Annotated in this window: 21 protein-coding genes; 11 read left to right on the forward strand and 10 right to left on the reverse strand. The window is 66.4% G+C overall.

Going from position 1 to position 23,728, the window contains the following annotated elements; all coding sequences use genetic code 11:
- The first annotated feature begins 273 nt into the window (after positions 1-273).
- Positions 274-1,653: an IS1380 family transposase gene (locus ACM1PE_RS12685; protein WP_419341329.1), complete on the forward strand. Its 1,380-nt coding sequence runs from the start codon at positions 274-276 to the stop codon at positions 1,651-1,653.
- 469 nt (positions 1,654-2,122) lie between these two features.
- Here the strand turns inward: ACM1PE_RS12685 and ACM1PE_RS12690 are convergent, their stop codons facing one another.
- Positions 2,123-3,028 carry a LysR family transcriptional regulator gene (locus tag ACM1PE_RS12690; RefSeq protein WP_419343468.1) on the reverse strand — a complete coding sequence of 302 codons (906 nt, stop codon included), beginning with the start codon at positions 3,026-3,028 and terminating at the stop codon, positions 2,123-2,125.
- 87 nt (positions 3,029-3,115) lie between these two features.
- Between ACM1PE_RS12690 and ACM1PE_RS12695 the strand changes: the two genes are divergently transcribed.
- The gene (locus ACM1PE_RS12695) at positions 3,116-4,075 is read left to right on the forward strand and encodes a DMT family transporter (RefSeq protein ID WP_419343469.1); all 960 of its coding nucleotides are present in this window, start codon (positions 3,116-3,118) and stop codon (positions 4,073-4,075) included.
- Between the two features lie 97 nt (positions 4,076-4,172).
- Positions 4,173-5,363: an enoyl-ACP reductase FabV gene (gene fabV / locus ACM1PE_RS12700; RefSeq protein ID WP_059375722.1), complete on the forward strand. Its 1,191-nt coding sequence runs from the start codon at positions 4,173-4,175 to the stop codon at positions 5,361-5,363.
- Positions 5,364-5,372: 9 nt separating this feature from the next.
- On the opposite strand, the gene serB is transcribed toward fabV, so the two are convergent.
- Together serB and ACM1PE_RS12710 are read right to left on the reverse strand one after the other, a co-directional pair.
- Complete coding sequence (serB, locus tag ACM1PE_RS12705; RefSeq protein ID WP_419343470.1) at positions 5,373-6,086, reverse strand: phosphoserine phosphatase SerB; 714 nt, start codon at positions 6,084-6,086, stop codon at positions 5,373-5,375.
- A gap of 14 nt (positions 6,087-6,100) precedes the next feature.
- Complete coding sequence (locus ACM1PE_RS12710; RefSeq protein WP_059375717.1) at positions 6,101-7,009, reverse strand: LysR substrate-binding domain-containing protein; 909 nt, start codon at positions 7,007-7,009, stop codon at positions 6,101-6,103.
- A gap of 242 nt (positions 7,010-7,251) precedes the next feature.
- Between ACM1PE_RS12710 and ACM1PE_RS12715 the strand changes: the two genes are divergently transcribed.
- From ACM1PE_RS12715 to ACM1PE_RS12725, 3 genes are read left to right on the forward strand one after another with little or no spacing between them, the layout of a single operon-like run.
- Positions 7,252-8,328 carry an ABC transporter ATP-binding protein gene (locus tag ACM1PE_RS12715; RefSeq protein WP_059375714.1) on the forward strand — a complete coding sequence of 359 codons (1,077 nt, stop codon included), beginning with the start codon at positions 7,252-7,254 and terminating at the stop codon, positions 8,326-8,328.
- Positions 8,329-8,341: 13 nt separating this feature from the next.
- Entirely contained in the window at positions 8,342-9,988 is a 1,647-nt protein-coding gene (locus ACM1PE_RS12720) for an ABC transporter permease (protein ID WP_059375712.1), read from the forward strand.
- Positions 9,989-10,010: 22 nt separating this feature from the next.
- The gene (locus ACM1PE_RS12725) at positions 10,011-10,994 is read left to right on the forward strand and encodes an ABC transporter substrate-binding protein (protein WP_118932045.1); all 984 of its coding nucleotides are present in this window, start codon (positions 10,011-10,013) and stop codon (positions 10,992-10,994) included.
- 92 nt (positions 10,995-11,086) lie between these two features.
- Here ACM1PE_RS12725 and ACM1PE_RS12730 read toward each other — a convergent pair whose 3' ends face one another.
- On the reverse strand, positions 11,087-11,764 hold the full coding sequence (locus tag ACM1PE_RS12730) for an ABC transporter ATP-binding protein (RefSeq protein WP_165867800.1): 678 nt from the start codon (positions 11,762-11,764) through the stop codon (positions 11,087-11,089).
- On the opposite strand from ACM1PE_RS12730, the gene ACM1PE_RS12735 reads away from it, so the two are divergent.
- Positions 11,763-12,410 (forward strand): arylesterase, encoded by a 648-nt coding sequence (locus tag ACM1PE_RS12735; RefSeq protein WP_059375705.1) that lies wholly within the window; start codon positions 11,763-11,765, stop codon positions 12,408-12,410. The genes ACM1PE_RS12730 and ACM1PE_RS12735 overlap by 2 nt on opposite strands.
- Before the next feature lie 24 nt (positions 12,411-12,434).
- Here the strand turns inward: ACM1PE_RS12735 and ACM1PE_RS12740 are convergent, their stop codons facing one another.
- Positions 12,435-14,396 (reverse strand): SurA N-terminal domain-containing protein, encoded by a 1,962-nt coding sequence (locus ACM1PE_RS12740; RefSeq protein WP_419343472.1) that lies wholly within the window; start codon positions 14,394-14,396, stop codon positions 12,435-12,437.
- Between the two features lie 346 nt (positions 14,397-14,742).
- On the opposite strand from ACM1PE_RS12740, the gene ACM1PE_RS12745 reads away from it, so the two are divergent.
- The 3 genes from ACM1PE_RS12745 (at position 14,743) to ACM1PE_RS12755 (ending at position 17,796) form a co-directional block, all read left to right on the forward strand.
- Complete coding sequence (locus tag ACM1PE_RS12745) at positions 14,743-16,035, forward strand: M20/M25/M40 family metallo-hydrolase (RefSeq protein WP_419343473.1); 1,293 nt, start codon at positions 14,743-14,745, stop codon at positions 16,033-16,035.
- 108 nt (positions 16,036-16,143) lie between these two features.
- The gene (gene ugpQ / locus ACM1PE_RS12750; RefSeq protein WP_419343474.1) at positions 16,144-16,893 is read left to right on the forward strand and encodes a glycerophosphodiester phosphodiesterase; all 750 of its coding nucleotides are present in this window, start codon (positions 16,144-16,146) and stop codon (positions 16,891-16,893) included.
- 12 nt (positions 16,894-16,905) lie between these two features.
- Complete coding sequence (locus ACM1PE_RS12755; protein ID WP_059375695.1) at positions 16,906-17,796, forward strand: 23S rRNA (adenine(2030)-N(6))-methyltransferase RlmJ; 891 nt, start codon at positions 16,906-16,908, stop codon at positions 17,794-17,796.
- A gap of 73 nt (positions 17,797-17,869) precedes the next feature.
- Here the strand turns inward: ACM1PE_RS12755 and ACM1PE_RS12760 are convergent, their stop codons facing one another.
- The 3 genes from ACM1PE_RS12760 to ACM1PE_RS12770 form a co-directional block, all read right to left on the reverse strand.
- The gene (locus ACM1PE_RS12760) at positions 17,870-19,306 is read right to left on the reverse strand and encodes a dihydrolipoyl dehydrogenase (RefSeq protein WP_419343475.1); all 1,437 of its coding nucleotides are present in this window, start codon (positions 19,304-19,306) and stop codon (positions 17,870-17,872) included.
- A 216-nt stretch (positions 19,307-19,522) separates the two neighbouring features.
- Positions 19,523-20,251: a glutathione peroxidase gene (locus tag ACM1PE_RS12765; protein WP_054453993.1), complete on the reverse strand. Its 729-nt coding sequence runs from the start codon at positions 20,249-20,251 to the stop codon at positions 19,523-19,525.
- A 176-nt stretch (positions 20,252-20,427) separates the two neighbouring features.
- Positions 20,428-20,628 (reverse strand): heavy-metal-associated domain-containing protein, encoded by a 201-nt coding sequence (locus tag ACM1PE_RS12770; protein WP_059375690.1) that lies wholly within the window; start codon positions 20,626-20,628, stop codon positions 20,428-20,430.
- Between the two features lie 124 nt (positions 20,629-20,752).
- On the opposite strand from ACM1PE_RS12770, the gene cueR reads away from it, so the two are divergent.
- A complete protein-coding gene (cueR, locus tag ACM1PE_RS12775) occupies positions 20,753-21,145 on the forward strand; it encodes a Cu(I)-responsive transcriptional regulator (protein ID WP_059375687.1) in 393 nt (130 codons plus the stop codon).
- Positions 21,146-21,167: 22 nt separating this feature from the next.
- On the opposite strand, the gene rlmD is transcribed toward cueR, so the two are convergent.
- Positions 21,168-22,655, reverse strand: a complete 1,488-nt coding sequence (rlmD, locus tag ACM1PE_RS12780) for a 23S rRNA (uracil(1939)-C(5))-methyltransferase RlmD (RefSeq protein ID WP_251879954.1) — start codon at positions 22,653-22,655, stop codon at positions 21,168-21,170.
- Between the two features lie 185 nt (positions 22,656-22,840).
- Complete coding sequence (locus tag ACM1PE_RS12785; protein WP_059375682.1) at positions 22,841-23,593, reverse strand: TorF family putative porin; 753 nt, start codon at positions 23,591-23,593, stop codon at positions 22,841-22,843.
- Between the last annotated feature and the right edge of the window lie 135 nt (positions 23,594-23,728).

The raw sequence follows: 23,728 nt of genomic DNA on the forward strand, positions 1-23,728 counted from the left end.
CCTGGCTGGCGGGATGGTATGCCGCGCGCCGGATCCCGTTATCCTGGCGGCGCGCGGTGGCAATCAATGAGTCTGGAGATCAGCCGCGCAGCGGCGCGCATCGCGCCTGCGCGGCATGGCTTGCCGCCCGGTTCCGGGAATGGGACATACGCTGGTTCATGCTTTCCCCCCGCTCTAGCCCGCATTTCTCACAGATAGGAGGCGCATCGCGGCCGGAAATATGAGAAAGTTGTTTTGCGAGAACGACTTAACCATACTCCGGAGGAATCCGCGATGCCGACACAGTGTACCGGACGAAGTCCAGGTGCGGAGCGTATTGAGGGCCGCCAGGTGGCGGTTGATTTCGACGGAGGGCAGATCAGCTCGGATGCGGGCGCGCTGTTGCTGCGCGAGGTCGATCGCACGTTGCGACTGACCGAACGGGTGGCGGCCTGCTTCGAGGATGGGCGCGATCCGGAGCTGATCGAACACACCGTGCACACGCTGGTGATGCAACGGATCGTGGGGATCGCGCTCGGCTACGAGGACCTGAACGACCACGACCAGTTGCGCCGTGACCCGGTGCTGGCTACGCTGGCTGGCAAGCTCAGCGCTCGGCGCAAGGGCTGCGAGCCTCTGGCGGGCAAGTCGACCTTGAACCGGCTCGAACATGCCCCCGACACCAAGGACGGTTCGCGCTATCACAAGATTGCTCACGATCCGGCGGCCTTCGAGTCGCTGTTCGTCGCGTGCTTCATCGAGGCGCACGAGCAGGCACCTGACGAGATCATCCTCGATCTGGACGCCACCGACGACCCGCTGCACGGCCAGCAGGAAGGGCGCTTCTTCCATGGCTACTACGGCGGTTACTGCTACTTGCCGCTGTACATCTTCTGCGGCCGACATCTGCTCGCCGCCAAGCTGCGCCGGGCCAACACGGATGCCTCGGCGGGCAGCATCGATGAACTCGAACGCATCGTCACCCAGATCCGCCGCCACTGGCCGAAGGTGCGCATCGTGCTGCGTGCCGACTCGGGCTTTGCGCGCGATGCCTTGATGAGTTGGTGCGAGGAGACGCACATCGACTTCGTCTTCGGGCTGGCCAAGAACGACCGACTCAAGGCCCAGATCGACACCGAGATGAGCGAGGCGCAGGCCGAATGCACCCAGACCGGCAAGCCCGCACGGCGGTTTCGTGACTTCACCTACCGCACGCTGGACAGCTGGTCGTGCAGCCGACGAGTCGTCGGCAAGGCCGAGCAACTGCCGGGCAAGGCCAATCCGCGCTTCATCGTCACCACCCTGGACGCCCAGCGCTTGCCAGCACGCGAACTGTATGAGGCGCTGTACTGCGCCCGCGGCGAAATGGAGAACCGGATCAAGGAGTGCCAGCTTCATCTGTTCGCCGATCGCACCTCGACGGCGACGATGCGGGCCAATCAGCTGCGGCTGTGGTTCGCCTCCTTTGCCTACGTGATGCTCGAAGCGCTGCGTCGCATTGGGCTGGCCGGCACCGAACTGGCCGATGCCACCTGCGAGAGCCTGCGCCTGAAACTGCTCAAGATCGGCGCACGGGTCAAGATCAGCGTGCGCCGCATCCACGTCAGCATGGCCAGCAGTCATCCGTTCCAGACCACCTGGCGCCTGGCCCAGGCCAGACTCGCCCCCGGCTGATCCGCCACGCCACCATGGCCCTGCTGATCCGATCGCGCTCCCGTTCGCGCGAGGCGGTCTCATGCCCGAACAGCGCCGCTTGCCCCCTCAACGCACCTGGCCGCTCGCAGAACCTCACCCGCCTGCCCTCGATTGGCCGCTCGCGGGCCTGAACCCTCGCGGTCACGGCGACGCGTGAAGCAAAAAGCCGCGCCACCGGGGGCCGAACCGTGAGGGTGTGAGAAATGCGGGCTAGGCATCCAGGCGATCGTTATTGATGTGGCGCCATTGCAGCGTCAGGGGCGCGGAGCGTCCAATCGTATGTTGCGATACGGGGGTATAAATTTTTCTTTGGTCTCGTGCGCCACGCCCCCCGCGTTTCACGCAAACGACGCAATGGCGGGGCTTAGCGGGCAGCCGGGCGCGCCGCAACGCGACCGCGTCGCAAGGCCGCCACGGCCGGCGGCGCGGCCCCTGCTGGGGTAAACACCTAGAGCGGAGTCCCGTCCGCGGCCTGCTCGGCCACCTTCTGCGCCATCTGCGCGATAACGCGGACCGCGTGGCTATCCGGCCCCTGCACCCAGGTGGCCGTGAAGCTCAGTTCCGGCAGGGGATCAGCCTCCACCCGCAAGATGCGCAATTCGCCGCGCGCCAGCTCCTTGCCCAGGAACACCGGCGCGATGACGCTGGTGCCGATGGCGTCCTGCGTCATCCGCACCACCATCGACATCGAGGCGCTGCCGTACATGCGCGGCGAACTCACGCCGGCGCGCGTCAACATATCGCGCACCACGCGGTAAGGCGCGCTGTTGGAGGGATAGGTGATGATGGGCAGCTTGCCTATCCGCTCCAGCGTCAGCGGCTCCGGCCCCAGGTCCAACATCGGGCTCGCCACCCAGGCCAGCGGATAGGTGCATAGCGGCAGATTCTCGACCCGCGCTTCCAGCACCGGCCCCATCAGGAAGGCCAGATCGATCTGCCGCGACATCAGATGCGAGCGCAGCACGTGGGTCGTGTCGACCTCGATTTCCAGCACCAGCGCCGGATAGTTGGAATGGATCAGTTCGATCAGCGTGGGCAGCCAGGTCTGCACGATGGTCTCGGCCACGCCGATGCGCACCGTGCCGCTCATGACGTTTTGCTCGCGCGCGGCTTCGAACATGTCGCGCCGCACCTGCAGCATGCGCTCCGCATGCGACAGCAGTTCATGCCCCTTGGCGGTCAGCTTCACGCCGCGCGCTTCGCGCTCGAACAGGAGCACGCCCAGGTCGGCTTCCAGCGAGGCGATGCGCTGCGACACCGCTGGCTGCGTGGTGTTGAGTTTCTCCGACGCGGCGCGAAAACTGCCCAGCGTGGCCACCCAGAAAAAAGTTTCGATGTTGCGTAGTTCTATCATGAGCCTGTTCCCCCGGCGCGATGAGCGTATCATGGCAGCCGCCCGGTACCTGCAAACCGGCGTTTCAGCCACCAAAGGAGTTTATCGATGACCCCGGCCGATGACGGTCGCACGCGCCGCGCAGCGCCCGCTTCCAGCGGCCCGATGATGGGGGTGCTGTTGCTGGTGCTGTCGATGTGGACGCTGTCGTGCCTGGATGCCAGCGGCAAGTGGGTGATGAATGCGGGCGTGCCGCTGCTGGTGCTGTCGTGGTTCCGCTATGCCGTGCACCTGGCGCTGGTGCTGGCCCTGGTGCTGCCCGCGCGCGGCCTGGGCGTATTCCGCAGCAAGAAGCCGCGCGAACAGATCCTGCGCGGCGGCTCGATGTTCCTGGCCACGCTGATGTTCTTCACCACGCTGAGCTACATCCCGCAGGCCGAGGCCACCGCCATCAACTTCCTGGCGCCGCTGCTGGTGCTGTCGGCAGCGCCCTGGGTCCTGAAGGAACCCGCCCGCCTGTCTCGATTCGTGGCTGCGGGCATCGCCTTCATCGGCGTGATCATCGTGATCCGGCCGGGCGGCGGCCTGGATCCGGTGGGCACGGTGTTCGGCCTGCTCACGGCCTGTTGCTTCGCGGTGCAGTTCATCGCGACGCGGCGCGTGGCAGGCGACGATCCATTCACCTCGCTGATCTGGAGCGGCGCGGTCGGCACGATATGCCTGACCCTGGCCCTGCCCTTCATCCTGCCGCCCGCCCTGCCCGTCCTCGAGGCGCTGGCGCCGCTGGATTGGGTCGTACTGATCTCCACCGGCATCACCGGCGGGCTGGGCCATCTGTTCCAGATCGCCGCCTACCGCCGCGCGCCCGCTTCCACCCTGGCGCCCTTTGTCTACCTGCAGATCATCAGCGCCACCTCGGTCGGCTGGCTGGTCTGGGGCCACTTCCCCGACCCGTTGACCTGGCTGGGCATCGCCATCATCTGCGCCAGCGGCATCGGCATCGGTTTGATCGAATGGCGCCGCAGTCGCGCCCAGGCCGCGCCGCTGGCCCGGGCCGACGCACGCTGAGCCGGCAGCGCGCCGGCGCCTCCTCCCGTACAATGCGGGTCGCTTTTTGCGCTTTCGCGCATGGGCGATCCAGGCATTTCCCCGAATCGAGGCTCCCATGATCATCAAGCCCCGCGTGCGCGGTTTCATCTGCGTCACCACCCATCCGGCCGGCTGCGCCGCCAACGTCCGCAACCAGATCGCCTACACCCGCGCCCAGGGGCCGATAGCTGGCGGGCCGAAACGCGTGCTGGTGCTGGGCGCATCGACCGGCTATGGCCTCGCGGCGCGGATCAGCGCGGCCTTCGGCTGCGGCGCGCAGACGCTGGGCGTGTTCTTCGAGCGGCCGGGCGACGCGGCCAAGGCCGGCACGCCGGGCTGGTACAACACGGCGGAATTCCACGAACAGGCCCATGCCGCCGGCCTTTATGCCAAGAGCATCAACGGCGACGCCTTCTCCGACGAGATCAAGCGCAAGACCATAGACCTCATCAAGCAGGACCTGGGCCAGGTCGACCAGGTGATTTACAGCCTGGCCGCCCCGCGCCGCACGCACCCGAAGACCGGGGAAGTGTTCAATTCGACCCTCAAGCCCATCGGCCAGGCGGTCAACCTGCGCGGCCTGGACACCGACCGCGAAGTGGTCAAGGAATCCGTGCTGGAGCCCGCCACCCAGGCCGAGATCGACGCGACCGTCGCCGTCATGGGCGGCGAAGACTGGCAGATGTGGATCGACGCGCTGCTGGAAGCCGGCGTGCTGGCCGAAGGCGCCAGCACCACGGCGTTCACCTATCTGGGCGAGAAGATCACCCACGACATCTACTGGAACGGTTCCATCGGTGCAGCCAAGAAGGATCTGGACCAGAAGGTGCTGGAGATCCGCGCCAAGCTGGCCGCGCGCGGCGGCGACGCCCGCGTGTCGGTGCTGAAGGCGGTGGTGACGCAGGCCAGCTCGGCGATCCCCATGATGCCGCTGTACCTGTCGCTGCTGTTCAAGACCATGAAGGAAGCCGGCACGCACGAAGGCTGCATCGAACAGGTCTACGGCCTGTACCGCGACAGCCTCTGCGGCCAGACGCCCATCCTGGACCAGGACGGCCGCCTGCGCGCCGACTACAAGGAGCTGGATCCCGAGGTGCAGGCCCGCGTGCAGGCGCTGTGGGGCCAGGTCACCAACGACAACATCTACCAGCTGACCGATTTCGCGGGCTACAAGCAGGACTTCCTGCGCCTGTTCGGCTTCGAGATCGAAGGCGTCGACTATGAAGCCGACACCGATCCGGCCGTGGCAATCCGCGGCCTGGCCTAAGCCCCGGCACTAGCGCGCCATCAGTTCCAGCAGGCGGTCCAGGCCGCCTTCGTCGATCGCGACATTGACCTCCTCGCGCACGGCCGGCTTGGCGCGGTAGCCCACCGACAGGCCCGCCGCGCGCATCATCGGCAGGTCGTTGGCGCCGTCGCCCACGGCGATGGCGCGTTCCGGCCCCACACCCAGCGCCGCGCACACTTCCAGCAGCTTGCGGCGCTTTTCCTCGCCGTCGCAGATATCGCCCCACGCTTGCGGCAGCAGCCTGCCGGTCAAGCGGCCGTCAACGATTTCCAGCACGTTGGCGCGCACGTCGTCCAGCCCCAGACGCACCCGCAGCCGGTCGGTGAAGCAGGTGAAGCCGCCGGTCACCAGCAGGCAGGTCAGGCCCGCGTCCTTGCACGCCGCGATCAACGTTTGCGCGCCTGGATTGATGCGCACACGCTGCTCATAGACCTCGTCCAGCGCCGCTTCCGGCATCCCCGCCAGCAGCGCCACGCGCTCGCGCAGGCTCTGCTTGTAGTCCTTGATCTCGCCGCGCATGGCGGCTTCCGTCAGCGCCGCCACCTCGGCCTTCTTGCCCATCAGGTCCGCCATTTCGTCCAGCGTCTCGATCGAGATCAGCGTGGAATCCATGTCGAAGGCGATGAGCTTGTAGTCCGCGAGCGCAAGGGGAGGCGCAATGCCGCGCCAAAAGAGGCCGGGTATCGTGGAGCTGGAATGCATGAGGAATCCTTGGTCTATGCGGTATGTGAGGGGTCGCGCCTTTGCTCGCGCAACCACTCGATGAACAATAGCGCCGACGCGGCGGCCGGGCCATCCTGGCGGTATAGCGCGTGGATGCCGGCGTTCGGCAGCTGCGGGCCGTCGAACAGCGGGCGCAAGCGATCGGCGCGAATGTCGTCTTCCAGCAGGCACCAGGGCGCCAAGGCGATGCCGAGGTCGTTCATGGCGGCCTGCATGCACAGGAACTGGTGGTCGAACACCGGTCCCGGCAATTGCGCGGGCACGTCCACCTTGGCCAGCGCGAACCAACGCGGCCAGTGGTCCATGCCGCCCGCGATCTTCAGCAGCGGATGCCCCAGGCAATCCGCGGGCGCAGCCAGTCGGTTGCGCTCGATGAAGCGCGGCGACGCCACCGGCACGTGGAAATCGTCCAGGCAGTGCACGCAGGCCAGGTCGGAGTGCGCCATGTAGCCATGGCGGATCAGCACGTCGCTGCCGGTGTCGCCGCCGCGGTCCAGGAACGACCGCCCTTGCGTGGTGAGCTGCACGTCCACGCCCGGATGCCGGGCCTGGAACGCCGACAGGCGCGGAATCAGCCACTTCATGGTCAGGGACGGCGTGGCGCAGACACGCAGCACGCCGCCGTAGGCGGGCGATTTCAGCTTGGCGGTCGCGGCCGCGATGCGCTCCAGGCTGGCCTGGATTTCCGGGAAGTAGGCCTGGGCGCAAGGCAGCAGCGCCACGCCGCGCGCCTCGCGCGCGAACAGAGGCTGCCCCACGTACTCTTCGAGTATGCGGATCTGCTGGCTGACCGCGCTGTGCGTGATGCTCAGTTCGTCGGCGGCCGCGGTGAAGCTGCGCAGGCGCGCCGCGGCTTCGAACACGCGCAAGGCCTTGAGCGGCGGCAGGCTCTGCCCCGCCATTTCAGTTGCGGTCCGCCCGCGCGCCGGCCTGGCGCCGCGTAGTGCTGCTCTTTCCCACGGTTTCCCTTGTCGTCTATTTTCATTGGCGCGGCTTGCGCGCGCCTGTGTCATCCAGCCGCATTCTAGGTGATAGCCCGCGCGCCGACCTCTTAGAAAAACTAACGACTACCCTTAAAAAACACCGCTGGTCGGGCGCGCAGCGCGTTTCTATGATGCCGGCACCCTCAGGCAGGAAGCGAAACATGGCATCAATCACCGTAGACGGCATCGTCAAGACTTTCGGCGGGCAGCAAGTGCTGCGCAATCTGTCGCTGCACATCCCCGACGGCGCGTTCTACACGCTGCTGGGACCCAGCGGCTGCGGCAAGACCACGCTGCTGCGCTGCATTGCGGGCTTCTATGCCCCCGACGGCGGCCGCCTGTTGTTTGACCAGGACGACGTGACCCACGTGTCCGCGCACCGCCGCGACATCGGCATGGTGTTCCAGGACTATGCGCTGTTCCCGGACAAGACGGCTTTCGACAATGTGGCTTACGGCCTGCGCGCCCGCGGCGTGGCGCGCGCCGAGATCACGCGGCGCGTCAACGAAGCGCTGGACAAGGTCGGCCTGCTGGCGCTGGCCGACCGCTATCCCGCGCAGATGAGCGGCGGGCAGCGCCAGCGCGTGGCGCTGGCGCGCGCGCTGGTGATCCGGCCGCGCGTGCTGTTGATGGACGAGCCGCTATCCAACCTGGACGCCAAGATGCGCCTGCAGATGCGCGACGTGATCCTGGACCTGGTGCGCGAGGCCGGCATCACCACCGTATTCGTGACGCACGATCAGGAAGAAGCGCTGGCGATGTCCGACCGCATCGCCATCATGGACCGCGGCGACATCGCCCAGCTGGGCACCCCGGAAGAACTCTACGGCACGCCGGTAAACGCCTACGTGGCGGACTTCATCGGTTCGGCCAACGTGATCCCGGTGCCGGCCCGCAACGGCCAGGCCGGCGCCCCCGCCGGCCATGTGCGCTACGAGATCTGCGGGCTGGGCTTTGACGGCGTGCAAGGCAGCGACCAGCTGGACGGCAAAGGCGTGCTCATCGCCCGCCCTGAAGAGCTGGCCTTGATGGCGCCCGCCCCTTACGTGCCCAATACCTTGCCTGGCAAGGTGCTGCGCCGGCAATACCTGGGCTTCAAGACCGCCTACCGCATCGCGCTGGACAACGGCTCCGAGATCCGCGTCGAGCTGCATGCCGGCAACATGGTGGCGCAGTTCCAGCCCGGCGAAGCCGTACAGGTGCTGATTCCCGCCGACAGCCGCGTCGTCAACGCCTGAGGACGCGCCGATCATGAAAATCAAATGGTGGCCCTGGGGCATCCTGACGGCAATCAGCCTGGCTCTGCTGCTGTTCTTCGTGCTCTATCCGCTGGCCGTGCTGTTCAGCAACAGCGTCACCGGGCAGGATGGCGGCTTCACGCTGGAGGGCTTCAAGGCCCTGCTGGCCGACTCTCAATACATCGAGGCCTTCGGCAATACGCTGATCCTGGGCCTGGCGGTCACGGCATGCACCGTGCTGGTGGGCGTGCCCTTCGCCTACATGGTGGCGCGCTTCGACTTTCCGTTGAAGAACCTGGTGGCGATCCTGCCGGTGCTGACCATCGTGATCCCCGAGATCATCGTGGGCCAGTCCTGGCTGCTGATCCTGGGCAACAACGGCATCCTGACCAACCTGCTGGGCGACGCCGGCATTTCGCTGCCCTCGTTCTACGGCTGGACCGGCATGGTGTTCTCCATGACGCTGGTCTACTACACCTACATCTACCTGGGCGTGCTGGCGGCGCTGCGCGGCTTCGACGGCCAGCTCGAAGAAGCGGGCCTGAGCCTGGGTACGCCGCCGCTCCTGACCAAGCTGCGCGTGCTGGTGCCGGTGCTGCTGCCCGCGGTGCTGGTCAACGCGCTGGTGGTGTTCACGCTGGTGGTGGGCAACTTCGCGCTGGCCATGCTGCTGGGCAGCCGCGTGCCGCTGCTGTCGGTCATGACTTACAACACCTTCGTCAGCGAAATGGGCGGCAGCCCGACGCTGCAGAGCGCGATGTCGGTCGTGTCCATCGCCATCGTCGCCATCGTGCTGTTCTTCCAGAAGCGCGTGGTCGAACGCAAGGTCTACACCATGACGCAGGGACGCGCGCCGGCCGCTACCCGCGTGCGCTCGTGGACCGCCCTGCTCTATACCAGCGGCGTGGGCCTGATCATCTTCATTTCGCTGCTGCCGCTGATCGTGGTCTTCATCGCCGCCTTCACCAAGACCAGCGGCCCGGTCATGCAATGGGGCCAATGGTCGCTGGCCAGCATGCAGCGCGCGCTGCATGGCGCGCCGGAGCCCATCCTGAACTCGCTCAAGTTCGCCTCGCTGGCCACGGTGCTGGGCGTGGCCTTCGCGGTGCTGGTCAGCTACCTGACGATCAAGAAGCGCAGCGCGTCCACCCAGGTGCTGGACTACATCGTGGTGCTGCCCCTGACCATTTCGGGCACGGTGCTGGGCATCGCGCTGGTGCAGACCTTCAATACCGGCTGGCTGGTGCTGGCGGGTACGTCGGGGATCATGGTGCTGTGCTACACGGTGCGGCGCCTGCCCTTCGCGGTGCGCAACGCTTCGTCGGTGCTGTTCAACATTCCCGAGTCGATCGAGGAAGCCTCGATCAGCCTGGGCGTGTCGCCGCTCATGACCTTCTTCAAGGTGATCCTGCCCGCCATGAAGGCGTCCATCATCTCGGCAGCCATCCTGATGTGGCTCACCACCATCTCCGAGCTGTCGGCTTCCATCGTCGCCTACAGCGGCGGCCTGGAGACCATGCCCATCGCCATCTTCCGCCAGGTCGACGGCGGCAGGCTGGGCATGGCGTCGGCCTACGGCGCGGCGCTGGTCACGGTCATCGTGCTGCCCATCATCGTGTCGGTCAAGGCGTTCCGCATCAAGCTGTTCTCCGGTAAATAACCCACTCGCACAGAGGCTAACCATGCAATTCAAGCACCTACTTCAGTACAGCGTCCTGGCCGCCGCCCTGACCGCCGGCGCCGCCCAGGCCCAGAATGTCGTGCTCTATTCGTCCAACAACACGGAGACGATCGAAACCGCCCTGGACGCGGTGAAGCAGAAGTCGCCGAAATTGAACGTGCAGCCCGTCACCGGCGGCACCGGCACGATGATGAAGCGCATCGAGGCCGAAGCGCAGAACCCGCGCGGCGACCTGTTCTGGAGCGGCGGCTTCGGCACGCTGGGCGCTTACCGCCAGCACCTGCAGCCCTACCGTCCGGCCGACCTGGACAAGATCCCCACCGAATTCCGCGGTCCGGACGATCTGTGGGTGGGCACCAACGTGCACGTCATGGTGATGATGGTCAACGAGCGCCAGCTCAAGGGCCTGCCCGCGCCGGCCACCTGGTCCGACTTGATGCAGCCGCAATGGAAGAACAAGTTCGCCATCACCGACCCGTCCAAGAGCGGCACGGCCTACATGCTGGTGTACGGCCTCTTCAAGCAATTCGGCCAGGAAGGGCTGGACAAGATCGCCGCCAACGCGGTGGTCACCGCATCCTCCGGCACCACCTACAAGGGCGTGGCCGCGGGCGAGTATGCCGTGGGCATGACGCTGGAGTACGCCGCCCAGGAATACGTGGCCGGCGGCCAGAAGGAGATCAAGCTGGTCTACCCGACCGAGGGCAGCTACCTGGCGCCGGAAGGCATGTTCATCATCAAGGGCGCGAAGAACATGGATGCCGCCAAGGCACTGTACGACGGCCTCTTGAGCAAGGAGTCGCAAGAAGCCCAGCTAGTGAAGAACTTCCGCCGCCCGACGCGCACGGACGTGGCCGTGGCCAGCCTGACCACCCTGCCCGACCTGAAGACCATCAAGATCTTCCCGGTCAGTCAGGATGCCGCTGCGAAGGAATATGAGGCAGTGGTCGCCGCCTGGAACCAGGCCGTCGCGAAATCCAAGTAAGAGGGTAAGGCCCTCACGCCGCACCCCTCCGGGGCTCGCAACCCCCGAAGGTGCTGGTCCAACTTGGGAAGCCCGGCGGTGGGCCGGCGGCGTCAGACGCCGTTGACCATCCGCCCCGCCGCCAGCACCAGCTGACGCCCGCAACGGGCGGCCAGCTGCGGATCGTGGGTCACCAGCACCAGCGTGGTGCCGTGCTCGCGATGCAGGTCGAACATCAGATCGATGACCGTCACGCCGGTGGCAGCGTCCAGACTGCCGGTGGGCTCGTCCGCGAACAGCAGGTCCGGCTGCACCACGAAGGCCCGCGCGAGCGATACGCGCTGCTGCTCGCCGCCCGACAAGGTGCGCGGATAGTGATGCAGGCGCTTGCCCAGCCCCACCCGTTCCAGCATGGCCTGCGCCGCGTCGCGGGCGGATTGCCCGGCCAGTTCCAGCGGCAGCATCACGTTTTCCAGCGCCGTCAGGTTGGGCAGCAGCTGGAATGACTGGAACACGAAACCCACATGATTGGCGCGCAGGCGGGCGCGGCCATCCTCGTCCAGCGAGAACAGGTCCTGCCCGGCCAGGCGCACGCTGCCCGCGCTGGGAACATCCAGGCCCGCCAGCAGTCCCAACAGGGTGGACTTGCCCGACCCCGAACTGCCAGTGATGGCCACGGCGCTGCCCGCCTCGACCGTAAAATCGATACCTTCCAGGATGGAGAGCGTGCCGCCGGCATCGGCCACCTGCTTGCCCAGCCCTTTCACCTCGATCGAATTCTTGTTATCCATGCGCCTATTTTCCCGTCTGCTACTCATGACCGCCATGGCGACCGCCGTCGTGGCGCCCGCCCACGCTCAGACCGCCGCCGCGGCCCAGGGTTCCGCGCCCCGCACGGTGTTGGTCCTGGGCGACAGCCTGTCGGCCGAATACGGCATCAAGCGCGGCACCGGCTGGGTGCCGCTGCTTTCAGCCCGCGTAGCGGAACAATACCCCAAGTACCAGGTCGTCAATGCCAGCATCAGCGGCGACACCACCAGCGGCGGCGTGGCCCGCCTGCCTGCATTGCTGCGCCAGCACGCGCCGGCCGTGGTGGTGCTGGAGCTGGGTTCGAACGACGCGCTGCGGGGCCTGCCCCTGAACATGACCGAGCAGAACCTGCGCACCATGGCCCAGGCCGCCCGCAAGGCCGACGCGCAGGTCCTGATCGTCGGCATGCAGATCCCGCCGAATTACGGCCGGGACTACACCCAGCGCTTCGCGCAGGTCTTCCCCACGGTCGCCAAAGACGAAAACGCCCGGCTCGTGCCCTTCCTGATGGAAGGTATCGCAACGAACCGGGCGATGTTCCAGGCTGACGGCATCCATCCAAACGAGGATGCCCAACCTTTGCTACTGGACAACGTGTGGCCGACGCTGCGGCCACTGTTGAACTGACGCTGTTGAGCCGAGTCTGGCTGATCAGCCGGCTGCCGGCTGATCGCCGCGGATGACCGCGGCGGCGGCGGGCAGCACCTGCACCTTGTACTCTTCGCGCAGCATGCGCAGCATGGCTTCGTTTTCGGCCTGGCCCCAAGCGCCGGACAACTGCTGCGCCAGGCGCTCCTTGTCGGCCGGATCGACCGTGCCGGCCTCGACCTTTTCCAGGCGCGCCAGCGTGTAGTCCGAACCCGATTGCACACCGGCGTAGGCCGGCAGCGTGGCGGCGGGCAGGCGCATGACGGCGTCCAGTACCGGACGCGGCAGATCCTTGGGATCCTGGCGCGACACGACCACCGGCGCGCCGAAACCTTCCGGCGCGGCCGCGGGGTTGGCGCGGTCGGCGGCCAGCGCGGCTTCGCCGGCCTTCTTGGCGGCTTCGGCCGAACGCTCGTCCAGCAGCTTGGCGCGGATGGTGTCCGAGACCTTGTCCAGCGGCGGCACGTGGGCCGGCTCGACGGCGGCCACGCGCAGGGCCAGCATGGTGTCGGGCGAGAGTTCGATCACGCCGGAGTTCTGCTTTTCACGCAGCACGTCGGGCGAAAACAGCACCTGGCGCACGCGCGGGTTGTCCAGCAGCGCGGCGTCGGGGCCGGCTGCGGCCGAGCCCGGGCCGGCCTTGTCGGCGGGCAGCAGGCCTTCGCGGGTCACGCCGGAAGCGGTGCGCAGCTTCAGGCCGACGGTGTCGGCGGCGGGCTGCAGGCTGTCGCGCTGGTCATAGACCTGCTTGTTCAGCTGGCTGGCCATTTCCGAGAAACGCACGGCGGCGAGCTGCTTGCGGACTTCGGCGGTGATCTGGTCCTTGACCTCGGCCAGCGGCTTGATGGCGGCGGGCTGGATTTCGGTGACCTTGACCACGTGCAGGCCGGACGGGGTTTCGATCACGCCAGACACCTGGTCCTTGGCTTGGCCGAAGATTGCCTTTTCCAGCGGACCGGTCAGCATGCCGGGCGCGAGCCAGCCCAGGTCGCCGCCATTGGAAACCGAGCCCGCGTCCTGCGAGTTCTTGCGCGCGAGTTCGGCGAACTGCGCCGGATCGGCGGCGGCCTGCTTGGCGAGGTCTTCGGCCTTGGCACGGGCAGCCTTGCGGGCGTCTTCCGACGCGCCGGGAGCCAGGTTGATCATGATGTGGCTGGCGCGGCGGCGTTCAGGCTGGCCGAAGCGGTTCTTGTTCTGCTCGTAGTAGGACGCGAGATCCTCGTCCTTGACCTGCACGCCTTGCGTGGCGGCGGCCTCGTCCAGCACCAGGTACTGGACCTGGACCTGTTCGGGAATCTGCAGCTGCTGCTTGTTGGCGTCGTACCAGGCCTGGATATCGGCCGGGCTGACGGTGACTTGCGAGCGGTAGTCGGCGGCGGCGAAGCGGCGCAGTTGCACCGTGCGCTGCTGCGTCAACGCCGTTTCCAGCGCGGCCACGACCTCGCCGGGCGCGCGGGCCGACTGGCCAACGGGCTCCAGCACGCGCGCGACCGCCAGGTCGCGGCGCAGGCCGGCTTCGAACGAGGTCGGCGACATGCCTTGCGCAGCCAGCACCTGGCGATAGCGCTCGGGCGAGAAGCGGCCGTTGTCCTGGACTTCCGGAATCGCGGCAATGGTGTTGCGCAGCGTTTCGTCGGACACCGAGAAACGGTTGTCGACCGCGACGTTGGCCAGCAGACGCTGATTGATCAGCTGGTTGAGCAGGCCTTCGCGCAGTGCCGGCGTGTCGATGACGGCCGGATCGAACTGGGCGCCCAGGCGCTGGCGGAACTGCTCCAGCTGGTTGCGGTGCGCTTGATCGAACTCGGCCCGCGACACGGGCTGGCCATTGACCGTGGCCAATTCAGGCTCGGCGCGCATGAAGCTGTCATAGCCTTGAATACCGACCAGGAAGAAGGACGGCACAATCAGAAGCAGCAGGATGAACTGCATCCAGCGCCGATGGCTGCGAATAAATTCGAACATGGAATCCCTGTTGCCGCACCCCAGGCGCACGCCCGAAGCCGCAAGAAAACGCATAAAAAAAGGCGAACCAGATTCGCCCTGTTCCCATACCGGTCAATACCGGATCAGCGGGCGGATTTTACCATTTCTCACTCGCCGCGCAGCCTAGGGATCTTTCGAATGCCATCCGTGGCTGCCCTCCGGGTTCGGCGGCACGAAACCGGGGACCGAGTCAACCCGGGGAAGCACCATTTCCAGCCCCTTGCGTCCCTCGTATCGTGGCCTGTCAGGGTAAGCCCGCATTACCGCTGACGCCGCGTCCCCAAAGGATGTGGCCCCTTCCACGCACGCTCAGAGGTACACACTGATGCCGTACACATCTCCCCGCCTGCAACTCCTGCGCACCTGCATCACCCTGGCCTTCGTCGGCGCCGCCCCCGCCGCGCTGGCCGCGCCCGTCGCCGCTGTCCACGAAGCCGCCCAAGCCCAGCAGCAAGGCATGCTGGACACCATGCGCGACCTGGTCGGCATCGAGTCGGGCAGCAAGGACGTCGAAGGCGTTGAGCGCATCGCCGTCCTGATCCGCGACCGGCTCAAGGCGCTGGGCGGGACCGTCGAGATCATCCAGCCCGCCGACGTGTTCCGCCTGGACGACACGCCGGAAAAGGTCGGCCCCATGGTCCATGCGGAATTCAAGGGCAAAGGCCAGAAGAAGATCATGCTGATCGCCCACATGGACACCGTCTACCGCAACGGCATGCTCAAGGACCAGCCCTTCCGCATCGACGGCGACAAGGCCTACGGCCTGGGCATCGCCGACGACAAGCATGGCGTGGCCGCCATCATCCATACCCTGACCCTGCTGCAGAAGCTGGGCTTCGAGGACTACGGCACCATTACCGTGCTGATCAACGGCGACGAGGAAATCAGCTCGCCCGGCGCGCGCAGCACCATCACCCGCCTGGGCGCCGACCAGGACGCGGTGTTCTCGTTCGAAGGCGGCGGCGCGGAAGCGCGCCTGACGCTGGCCACCAGCGGCATCGGCGCGGCCTACCTGACCGTGCAGGGCAAGACCTCGCATGCGGGCGCGCGCCCCGAAGGCGGCGTCAACGCCCTGTATGAACTGGCCCATCAGCTGCTGCAATTGGACAAGCTGTCCAAGCCCGAGGAAGGCTTGAAGCTGAACTGGACCGTGGCCCAGGCCGGCACCAACCGCAACGTCATTCCGGGCCAGGCCTCCGCCCAGGCCGACGCCCGCGCGCTGCGCGTCTCCGACTTCGACGCGCTGTCGCGCACCCTGGAAGAGCGCATACAGAAGAAGCTGTTGCCCGAATCCAAGGTCAGCGTGAAATTCGAGGTGCGCCGCCCGCCCCTGGAAGCCACGCCCGCCTCGCGCGCCCTGGCCCAGCACGGCGTGCAGATCTATAAGGAAATGGACCTGCCCATGAAGGTCGTGGACCGCGCCAGCGGCGGCGGCACCGACGCCGCCTTTGCAGCGCTGAAGGCGCGCGGCCCGGTGATCGAAGGCATGGGCCTGAGCGGCTTCGGCGCGCATTCCAACGACGCCGAGTACATCCAGATCAACAGCATCGTGCCGCGCCTGTACCTCGCGGCGCGGATGATCATGGACGTGTCGCAGGACAAGGCGCCCATGAAATAGGCCTATGGACCCGCCGCGGCGTTCTCGCGCGCCGCGGCATGGCCGAAACCGGCGTGCAGAAGGAGTATCCTTGCAACCCTGACCAAAAGAACCCGAAGCAACACCCAAATGAGCGCAAAACTCCCCTCCTGGCCCTACTCCCGTTACATCGCGCACCGCGGCGGCGGCCGTCTGGCCCCGGAGAACACCCTGGCCGCCATGCGCGTGGGCGCCGAGCACGGCTTCACGATGTTCGAATACGACGTCAAGCTAAGCAGCGACAACGTGCTGGTGCTGATGCACGACGACGACGTGGATCGCACTTCCAACGGCCGGGGCCCCGCTGCCACCAAGACCTACGCCGAGCTTGCCCAGCTGGATTTCGGCAGCTGGCATTCAGCCGCCTACGCTGGCGAGCCGCTGCCCACCTTCGCCGCCGTCGCCCGCTACACGGTGGCCAACGGCATCGCCAGCAATGTCGAGATCAAGCCCTGCCCGGGCCGCGAAGCCGAGACCGGCCGCGCCGTGGCGCTGGCTGCGCGCCAGCTGTGGCAAGGCGCGGCCGAACCGCCGCTCCTGTCCTCGTTCGCGGAAGAAGCGCTGCAGGCCGCCCTGGAGACCGCGCCCGAATTGCCGCGCGCGCTGCTGGTGGAGAAGGTGCCCGCCGACTGGCGCGAACGCCTGGCCAAGTACGAGTGCGTGGCCCTGAACATCAATCAGAAGGACGCCACCCCTGAGCTGATCGATGCCGTGCATGCCGCCGGCTACCGTATCGCCGCCTGGACCGTCAACGACCCGGAGCGCGCCCGCCTGCTGCTCGACTGGGGCATCGACGGCATTTTCACCGACGAGCTGGCCGCGATCCGGCCCGCCGCCTGAGGCAGAACGCCCGTGTTCAGTTACCGCCACGCCTTTCACGCCGGCAACCACGCCGACGTGCTCAAGCACGCCATCCTGATCCACACCCTGGATTACTTCAATAAAAAGGACGCGCCCTACTGGGTCATCGATACCCACGCCGGCGCCGGGCTCTACAGCCTGGATAGCGATTGGGCCGCCAAGACCTCCGAGTTCGCCGACGGCATCGGCCGCCTCTGGGAAGCCGAAGACCTGCCTCCCATCCTGGCCGAGTACGTCGCCCGGATCCGCGGCTACAACACCAACGGCCGCCTCAGGCGCTATCCCGGCTCGCCCTGGCTGGCGCTGGACGCAATGCGTCCGTCCGACCGCCTGCGCCTGTTCGAGATGCACCCGACCGAGATCGACACGCTGGTCGGCAACCTGGAACACCAGGGGCGCGCCGCGCAGCGCCAGACCACGATCTACGGCGACGACGGTTTCGAAGGCGTCAAGGCGCTGCTGCCGCCGCCCACGCGCCGCGGCATGGTGCTGATCGATCCTTCGTACGAAGACAAGAACGACTACCGCCGCACGTTCGTCACCATCAAGGAATGCATCAAGCGCTTCGCCACCGGCACCTATGCCGTCTGGTACCCGCTGGTGCAACGCCGTGAAGCTGGCGAAATGGCCCGCCACCTGGAAAACCTCAAGGTCAAGAGCTGGCTGCATGCGACGCTGACCGTCAAGAAGGCGACCATCGACGGCTACGGCCTGCATGGCAGCGGCATGTTCCTGATCAATCCGCCCTGGACGCTGCACGACGCACTGAAGCAGGCCATGCCGTATCTGGCCCGCACGCTGGGGCAGGACGAGCGGGCTGGATTCACGCTGCAGTTCCGCGAGAATCCGTTCCCGGTGCCGAAGAAGCAGTCGGACGACTGATCCGGCGCACAAGCAAAAAGGCCACGATGTTTCGTGGCCTTTTTGTTGGGGTCGCGCAGGATGCCTGGGGCGTTCAGGCGGTCTCGCTCTGCGGCTCTTCGCGCTGCAGCGCTTCCTGCGCCCGGGCCAGCTTGGCCGCCGCATCGCGCAGCGCGGTGCGCAGGCCTTCCTCGATCACGGGATGATAGAACGGCATTTCCAGCATGCGCGCCACGGTCAGCTCCTGCTGCACGGCCCAGGCCAGCAGGTGGCCGATGTGCTCGGCGCTGGGACCGACCATTTCGGCGCCCAGGAAGCGGCCCGTTTCGATGTCGGCATAGACGTGCAGCATGCCGCGGTTCTTCAGCATGACGCGCGAGCGGCCCTGGTCGCTGAAGTCCACTTCGCCGATCACGAAGGTGCCCGGCACCAGCCGTGCGTGGCCCTGCCCGGCCATGGCGATCTGCGGGTCCGAGAACACCACCGCCAGCGGCGCGCGGCGCAGGCCCTTGCGCACTTCGGGGTAGCGGGCCGCGTTTTCGCCGGCGATGCGGCCTTCGTCGGCGGCCTCGTGCAGCAGCGGCGCGTCGGCGTTGGCGTCGCCCGCGATGAAGATGGGCGCATTGCCCGCCTGCATGGTTTCGCGGTCGAATACCGGCACGCCATGCTTATCCAGTTGCAGCGAGGTGTTTTCCAGGCCCAGTCCGTCCACGTTGGCGCGGCGGCCGGTAGCCACCAGCGCGTAGTCGAAGCGTTCGGTGCGTTCGGTATTGTCCAGCGCCACGTAGCGCACTTCCACTTCGTCGCCGACCCGGGTCGTTTCCAGCACGCGGGCGTCCGGATCCAGATAGAACTCGCGCTGGAAGATCTTGCGCGCCGTATTGCGCACCTGCGGATCGCTGATGCCGGCCAGGCTGCCGCTGACGCCGAACACGCGCACCTCCACGCCCAGGCGCGCCAGCGCCTGGCCCAGCTCCAGGCCAATCACGCCGGGACCGAACACGGCGACGCGGCCTGGCAGATCATCCCAGGCGAACACGTCGTCGTTCAGCACCAGTCGGTCGCCCAGCGCACGGAACGGCGGCGGCACCGAGGGCCGCGACCCGGTGGCGATCACCACGCGGGATGCATGCACCTCGGTATGCTCGTCCACCTGCAGCACCGTGTCCGACACGAAGCGCGCATAGCCGCGCAGCTTGTCTTCGGCGGGAATGCTCTCCACGCCTTCCAGCACAAAGCCGACAAAGCGGTCGCGCTCGCGCTTGACGCGGTCCATCACTTCGGCGCCATCGACCGTGATCTCGCCGCCCACGTGCACGCCGAACGGCTCGGTGTGAGCCGCGTTGTGGGCCGCTTCGGCGGCAGCGATCAGCAGCTTGGACGGCATGCAGCCGACGCGGGCGCAGGTCGTGCCGTACGGGCCGCCTTCGATCAGCACCGCGCGCAGCCCCGCGGCGCGGGCGGCGCGGTAGGCGGCCAGGCCGGCCGTGCCGGCGCCGATGACAGCAATATCGGTATGCAGAGTTTTCATGACTGGGTATCCCCCGATGTGGCGTGGAGCAGGAATTCAAAGGCGGGTTCCGCCTTTTTTCGCACCCTCTGGACGTGGGCAGTCCCGCAGCGCCCGAGGGGCCGCGCGCAAAGGTGCGTAAAAAGGGAAACTTGTGACGGGAGCAGCAGGCGGCGGACCGCCGCTGCGCCCTGCCCGGCCCCAGGGCAGACCCGGGGCCGGTAGCGTTGCAGACGCTTAGGCGAAGTGCGCCTTCAGGTCTTCCAGGCCGCCGATCAGCGCGCCGTTGATGAACACCTGCGGGGCGGTACCCTTGCCCGAGACGGCGCCGATCACGCGGCCACGGACCTTGTTTTCCAGCGGGATCTCGATCGGGGCGTAACCCTTGGCATCCAGCAGCGCCTTGGCTTCCACGCAGAACGGGCAGCCCGGCTTGGAGAACACGACCACCTGGTCGGGCTTCTTGGCCGACGGGGCGAAGTGCGCCAGCATGGTGTCGGCGTCCGACACTTCAAACGGGTCGCCTTCCTTTTCCGGCTCGATGAACATCTTCTGGACCACGCCGTCCTTGACCAGCATGGAGTAGCGCCAGCTGCGCTTGCCGAAGCCCAGGTCGCTCTTGTCGACCAGCATGCCCATGCCTTCGGTGAACTCGCCGTTGCCGTCGGGCAGCAGCGTGATGTTGGCCGATTCCTGATCCTTGGCCCATTCGTTCATGACGAAGGTGTCGTTGACCGACACGCAGACGATGCTGTCCACGCCGGCGGCGAAGAAGGCGGGAGCCAGTTCGTTGTAGCGCGGCAGGTGGGTCGACGAGCAGGTCGGCGTGAAGGCGCCGGGCAGGGAAAAGACCACGACGGTCTTGTTCTTGAACAGGTCGTCGGACGTGACCTTCTTCCAGGTGTTGTCCTCACGGACCGGGAACGTTACGTTCGGAACACGTTGGCCTTCGCGGTTTTGCAGCATTCAAATCTCTCCTTGGGGTAGCGGGGTTGTTTGATTAACCACCATGGAAAGAATGATAAATCCTTACTATCAATTATTCAAATTTAATAAATTCAATGAATCAATAGATTTTGGCAATGAATAAATAGCTAGCGCGAGGTCGAACCTATCATAGCCCGGCCTCGCGCCTGGAGGCATTACACCGGCAGCGGCTGGTAGCCGGCGTCGCGGATCGCGTCCTCGATCTTGCCGGCGTCATCGGCCCCGGTCACGGTCACGCGGTGGGTGGGCAAATCGATTGTGACAGTCGCGCCCGGCGCCGCCTGGTTCACCGCCGCCGTGATGGTCTTGGCGCAATGGCCGCAGGTCATGTCAGCCACTTGGAACTCGATGCTCATAGTTATCTCCATAGGATTCAAGGGTGATGGACTGCGTTTCGTCCACCATGGAAAACAGCTTAAACCTTCCTATGATGGCAAGGTCAAGCGTAGAATCGCACTCAGGCTACACAGGAGCAGAGCAATGAATATCGGAGAGGCATCCAAGAGTTCGGGCATTTCCGCCAAGATGATCCGTTACTACGAAAGCATCGGCCTGATCAGCCCTGCCGGACGCACGGATTCCGGCTACCGCGTGTACAGCGAACACGATCTGCATACGCTGCACTTTGTGCGCCGCGCGCGCGACCTGGGTTTCTCGGTGGAACAGATGAACGAGCTGCTGGCGCTGTGGAAGGACCGCAGCCGCGCCAGCGCCGACGTCAAGCGCATCGCGCTGGAACACGTGCAGGAACTGGAGCGCAAGGCCGAGGCGCTGCGCGACATGGCGGCGACCCTGAAGCATCTGGCCGAGCACTGCCAGGGCAATGATCGGCCGGACTGCCCGATACTGGAAGGCCTGGGCTGCAAGCACTGAAGCGGCCCAGGCCTCGCGGCCATCAGTCCTGGGCTTCGGCCGCGACCTTGGCGTGATAGGCGTCGGTGGCCGCCTGCTTGGCGGCCGCCTTCTCGGCGGCGGCCGCGGCCTTGGCCTCTTCCGCGGCGGCCGCTTCCGCCGCCGCCTGGATGGCGCGCTGGCGGGCCCGTTCCCGCACGACCTGGATGCCCTCGGCGTCCAGCGATTCGAACACCGCGATGGACTCCACATGGCCCGTGTGCGGGAACATGTTGATCACGCCCGCGCTCTTCAACACGTAGCCGCCTTCATGCACCATGATGGCCGCGTCGCGCGCCAGCGTGGCCGGGTTACAGGACACGTAGACAATGCGCACGGGACGCTCGTGCGCCTCCAGCTGCGACAGGGCCTGCGCCACGGCATGCGCGCCTTCGCGCGGCGGATCGATCAGCATACGGTCGAAATAGCCCAGGCCGCGCAGCCATTCCACGTCCACCTCGAACAGGTTCAGGGTGGCGAAGCTGGTGCGATCGCCCAGGCCATGGCGCGATGCCGCGTCGAAAGCGCGGTCGGTCAGCGCCTTGCTGCCTTCCACGCCCACGGCTTCCCTGCCCTGCGTCGCCAGCGGCAGCGTGAAGTTGCCCAGCCCGCAGAACAGATCCGCCACGCGGTCGGTCGGCTGCACTTCAAGCAGCTTCAGGGCGCGCGACACCATGGCGCGGTTGATGGCGTGGTTGACCTGAGTGAAATCGGTGGGCCGGTACGGCATGCGCAGGCCGAATTCCGGCATGGTGTAGGCCAGCGTGTCGCCGTGCTCGCGCTCCAGCGGGTGCACGGTTTCCGGACCCTTGGACTGCAGCCACCATTGCACGTTGTGCTTGGCGGCGAAGGCGCGCAGGATGGCGATGTCGCCGTCGGTCAACGGCAGCAAATGGCGCAGGACCAGCGCGGTGACGCCCTCGCCCAGCGACACTTCGATCTGCGGCATGCGGTCCGGCGCGGACATGGAACCGATCATTTCGCGCAGGGGGATCAGCAGGTCGCTCACGTGGCGCGGCAGCACATGGCATTCGCGCATGTCGGCCACGTAGCTGCTCTTGCGCTCATGGAAGCCGACCAGCACGCCGCCCTTCTTGGGCACCACGCGCACCGACAGGCGGGCGCGGTAACGGTAGCCCCAGGTCGGGCCTTGCAGCGGCGCCAGGATGCGCGCCGGACGCAATTTGCCGACGTGCCAGAAAGTATCTTCCAGCGAACGCTGCTTGATCGCCACCTGCGTGCTGGGCTCCAGATGCTGCATGGCGCAGCCGCCACAGACGCCGAAATGCGGGCAACGCGGCGTCACCCGCTGCGACGAGGGCCGCAGCACCTCGTCCACGCGCGCGATCTCGTAGGACGGCTTGCGGCGCAGCGTAACCGTGGTGACCCGTTCGCCCGGCAAGGCGCCTTCCACGAAGACGACTTTCCCGTCGCGGCGGGCGATACCCCTGGCTTCCAGGTCCAGGGATTCAATACTCAAAACGTCAGACATCTCACGCAGTCCAGAAGAATTACACGCAACCCGCTATTGTAAAAGGACTGCGGCCATTCCTGGAAATGGCCATGCGGGGCCGGAACGGCCTTCCGATGAAAAAAGGGCTTGCCGCGGACGGCGGACGCCGCCAATCCTTGGCAAGCCCAAAAGCCGGCGCTGCCAGGCGCCGCCACGGATATCGGTCAGAAGGAACGCGCCACCGAGAAAACCGCGCCCAGGCGGCCCGAGGGATGGCCGTACTTGGTCGGCAGCCAGTTGTCCTTGGTCGCGCCCACCGCGGCCAGGCCCAGGATCCAGCCCTTCAGGTCCTTGGTCACGCCGAGCTTGTAGTCGACGTAATGGCCGATGGAATCGCCGTCCATATTGGTCTGGTTCTTGAGCTTCTGGTAGCCCAGGTGGCCGACCAGGCCCCAACCGTCGCCCAGATCGAAATTGGCCGTGCCGTCCAGATACCAGGTGCCCTTGCTGTCCGGCGTGCTGAAGAAGTCGCTGGGCGTGTAGGAGTACTTGAGGCTGTAGTTGCCGTAGGACGCGCCCAGATAGAGGTCGGTGTTGTTGTAGTTTCCGCCCTTCGGCGAGCTGGAACCGGGGTAGTAGTAATGCAGCACGCCCGCGTCCAGCGTGAAGCCGCCGCCCACGTCGCCCTTCCAGCCGCCATAGAAATCCATTTCCAGGTTGCCGTCGGTGAAGACGAAATCGGACACGTTCGAGTTCCAGTTGCCCAGATAGAAGCCGGAACTGTGGGTCAGGTCAAAGCCCAGCTGCACGGCAGGCCGGAAGTCGGTCTGCGAGTAGCCGCGGAAACGGTAGTCGCTGACGATGGCGGCGTTGCCGCTGAGCGAGAATCCGCCGCCCAGATCGGTGGGTTCGGCCTGCGCCGTCGCGGCGAAACAAGCGGCGAGCGCAAAGGGCACGGCTAGCAACGTCTTCTTCATGGTGCGGAGTCCTGATCGGATTTGTCGAGTGGGCGGATGGCCGAGGCGCATCCCAAGGACCGGCGGTGCAGCGTTTGAAACCGGTTCCTACTCCACAAAGCAATGTCCGTGCCAGGTCTGGCGCAGGCCGATACG

The organism is Achromobacter sp. PD1 (assembly GCF_048541815.1).
In the GTDB taxonomy this organism is placed as follows: domain Bacteria; phylum Pseudomonadota; class Gammaproteobacteria; order Burkholderiales; family Burkholderiaceae_B; genus Achromobacter; species Achromobacter bronchisepticus_A.

Coding starts and splice junctions, on each gene's coding strand:
- ACM1PE_RS12770 (WP_059375690.1), bottom strand. CDS start 20,628: ATGAGCATCGAGTTCCAAGTGGCTGACATGACCTGCGGCCATTGCGCC.
- ACM1PE_RS12720 (WP_059375712.1), top strand. CDS start 8,342: ATGAAAATCAAATGGTGGCCCTGGGGCATCCTGACGGCAATCAGCCTG.
- ACM1PE_RS12710 (WP_059375717.1), bottom strand. CDS start 7,009: ATGGCGGGGCAGAGCCTGCCGCCGCTCAAGGCCTTGCGCGTGTTCGAA.
- ACM1PE_RS12725 (WP_118932045.1), top strand. CDS start 10,011: ATGCAATTCAAGCACCTACTTCAGTACAGCGTCCTGGCCGCCGCCCTG.
- ACM1PE_RS12685 (WP_419341329.1), top strand. CDS start 274: ATGCCGACACAGTGTACCGGACGAAGTCCAGGTGCGGAGCGTATTGAG.
- ugpQ (WP_419343474.1), top strand. CDS start 16,144: ATGAGCGCAAAACTCCCCTCCTGGCCCTACTCCCGTTACATCGCGCAC.
- cueR (WP_059375687.1), top strand. CDS start 20,753: ATGAATATCGGAGAGGCATCCAAGAGTTCGGGCATTTCCGCCAAGATG.
- ACM1PE_RS12715 (WP_059375714.1), top strand. CDS start 7,252: ATGGCATCAATCACCGTAGACGGCATCGTCAAGACTTTCGGCGGGCAG.
- ACM1PE_RS12765 (WP_054453993.1), bottom strand. CDS start 20,251: ATGCTGCAAAACCGCGAAGGCCAACGTGTTCCGAACGTAACGTTCCCG.
- ACM1PE_RS12740 (WP_419343472.1), bottom strand. CDS start 14,396: ATGTTCGAATTTATTCGCAGCCATCGGCGCTGGATGCAGTTCATCCTG.
- ACM1PE_RS12760 (WP_419343475.1), bottom strand. CDS start 19,306: ATGAAAACTCTGCATACCGATATTGCTGTCATCGGCGCCGGCACGGCC.
- serB (WP_419343470.1), bottom strand. CDS start 6,086: ATGCATTCCAGCTCCACGATACCCGGCCTCTTTTGGCGCGGCATTGCG.
- ACM1PE_RS12785 (WP_059375682.1), bottom strand. CDS start 23,593: ATGAAGAAGACGTTGCTAGCCGTGCCCTTTGCGCTCGCCGCTTGTTTC.
- ACM1PE_RS12695 (WP_419343469.1), top strand. CDS start 3,116: ATGACCCCGGCCGATGACGGTCGCACGCGCCGCGCAGCGCCCGCTTCC.
- fabV (WP_059375722.1), top strand. CDS start 4,173: ATGATCATCAAGCCCCGCGTGCGCGGTTTCATCTGCGTCACCACCCAT.
- ACM1PE_RS12690 (WP_419343468.1), bottom strand. CDS start 3,028: ATGATAGAACTACGCAACATCGAAACTTTTTTCTGGGTGGCCACGCTG.
- ACM1PE_RS12735 (WP_059375705.1), top strand. CDS start 11,763: ATGCGCCTATTTTCCCGTCTGCTACTCATGACCGCCATGGCGACCGCC.
- rlmD (WP_251879954.1), bottom strand. CDS start 22,655: ATGTCTGACGTTTTGAGTATTGAATCCCTGGACCTGGAAGCCAGGGGT.
- ACM1PE_RS12745 (WP_419343473.1), top strand. CDS start 14,743: ATGCCGTACACATCTCCCCGCCTGCAACTCCTGCGCACCTGCATCACC.
- ACM1PE_RS12730 (WP_165867800.1), bottom strand. CDS start 11,764: ATGGATAACAAGAATTCGATCGAGGTGAAAGGGCTGGGCAAGCAGGTG.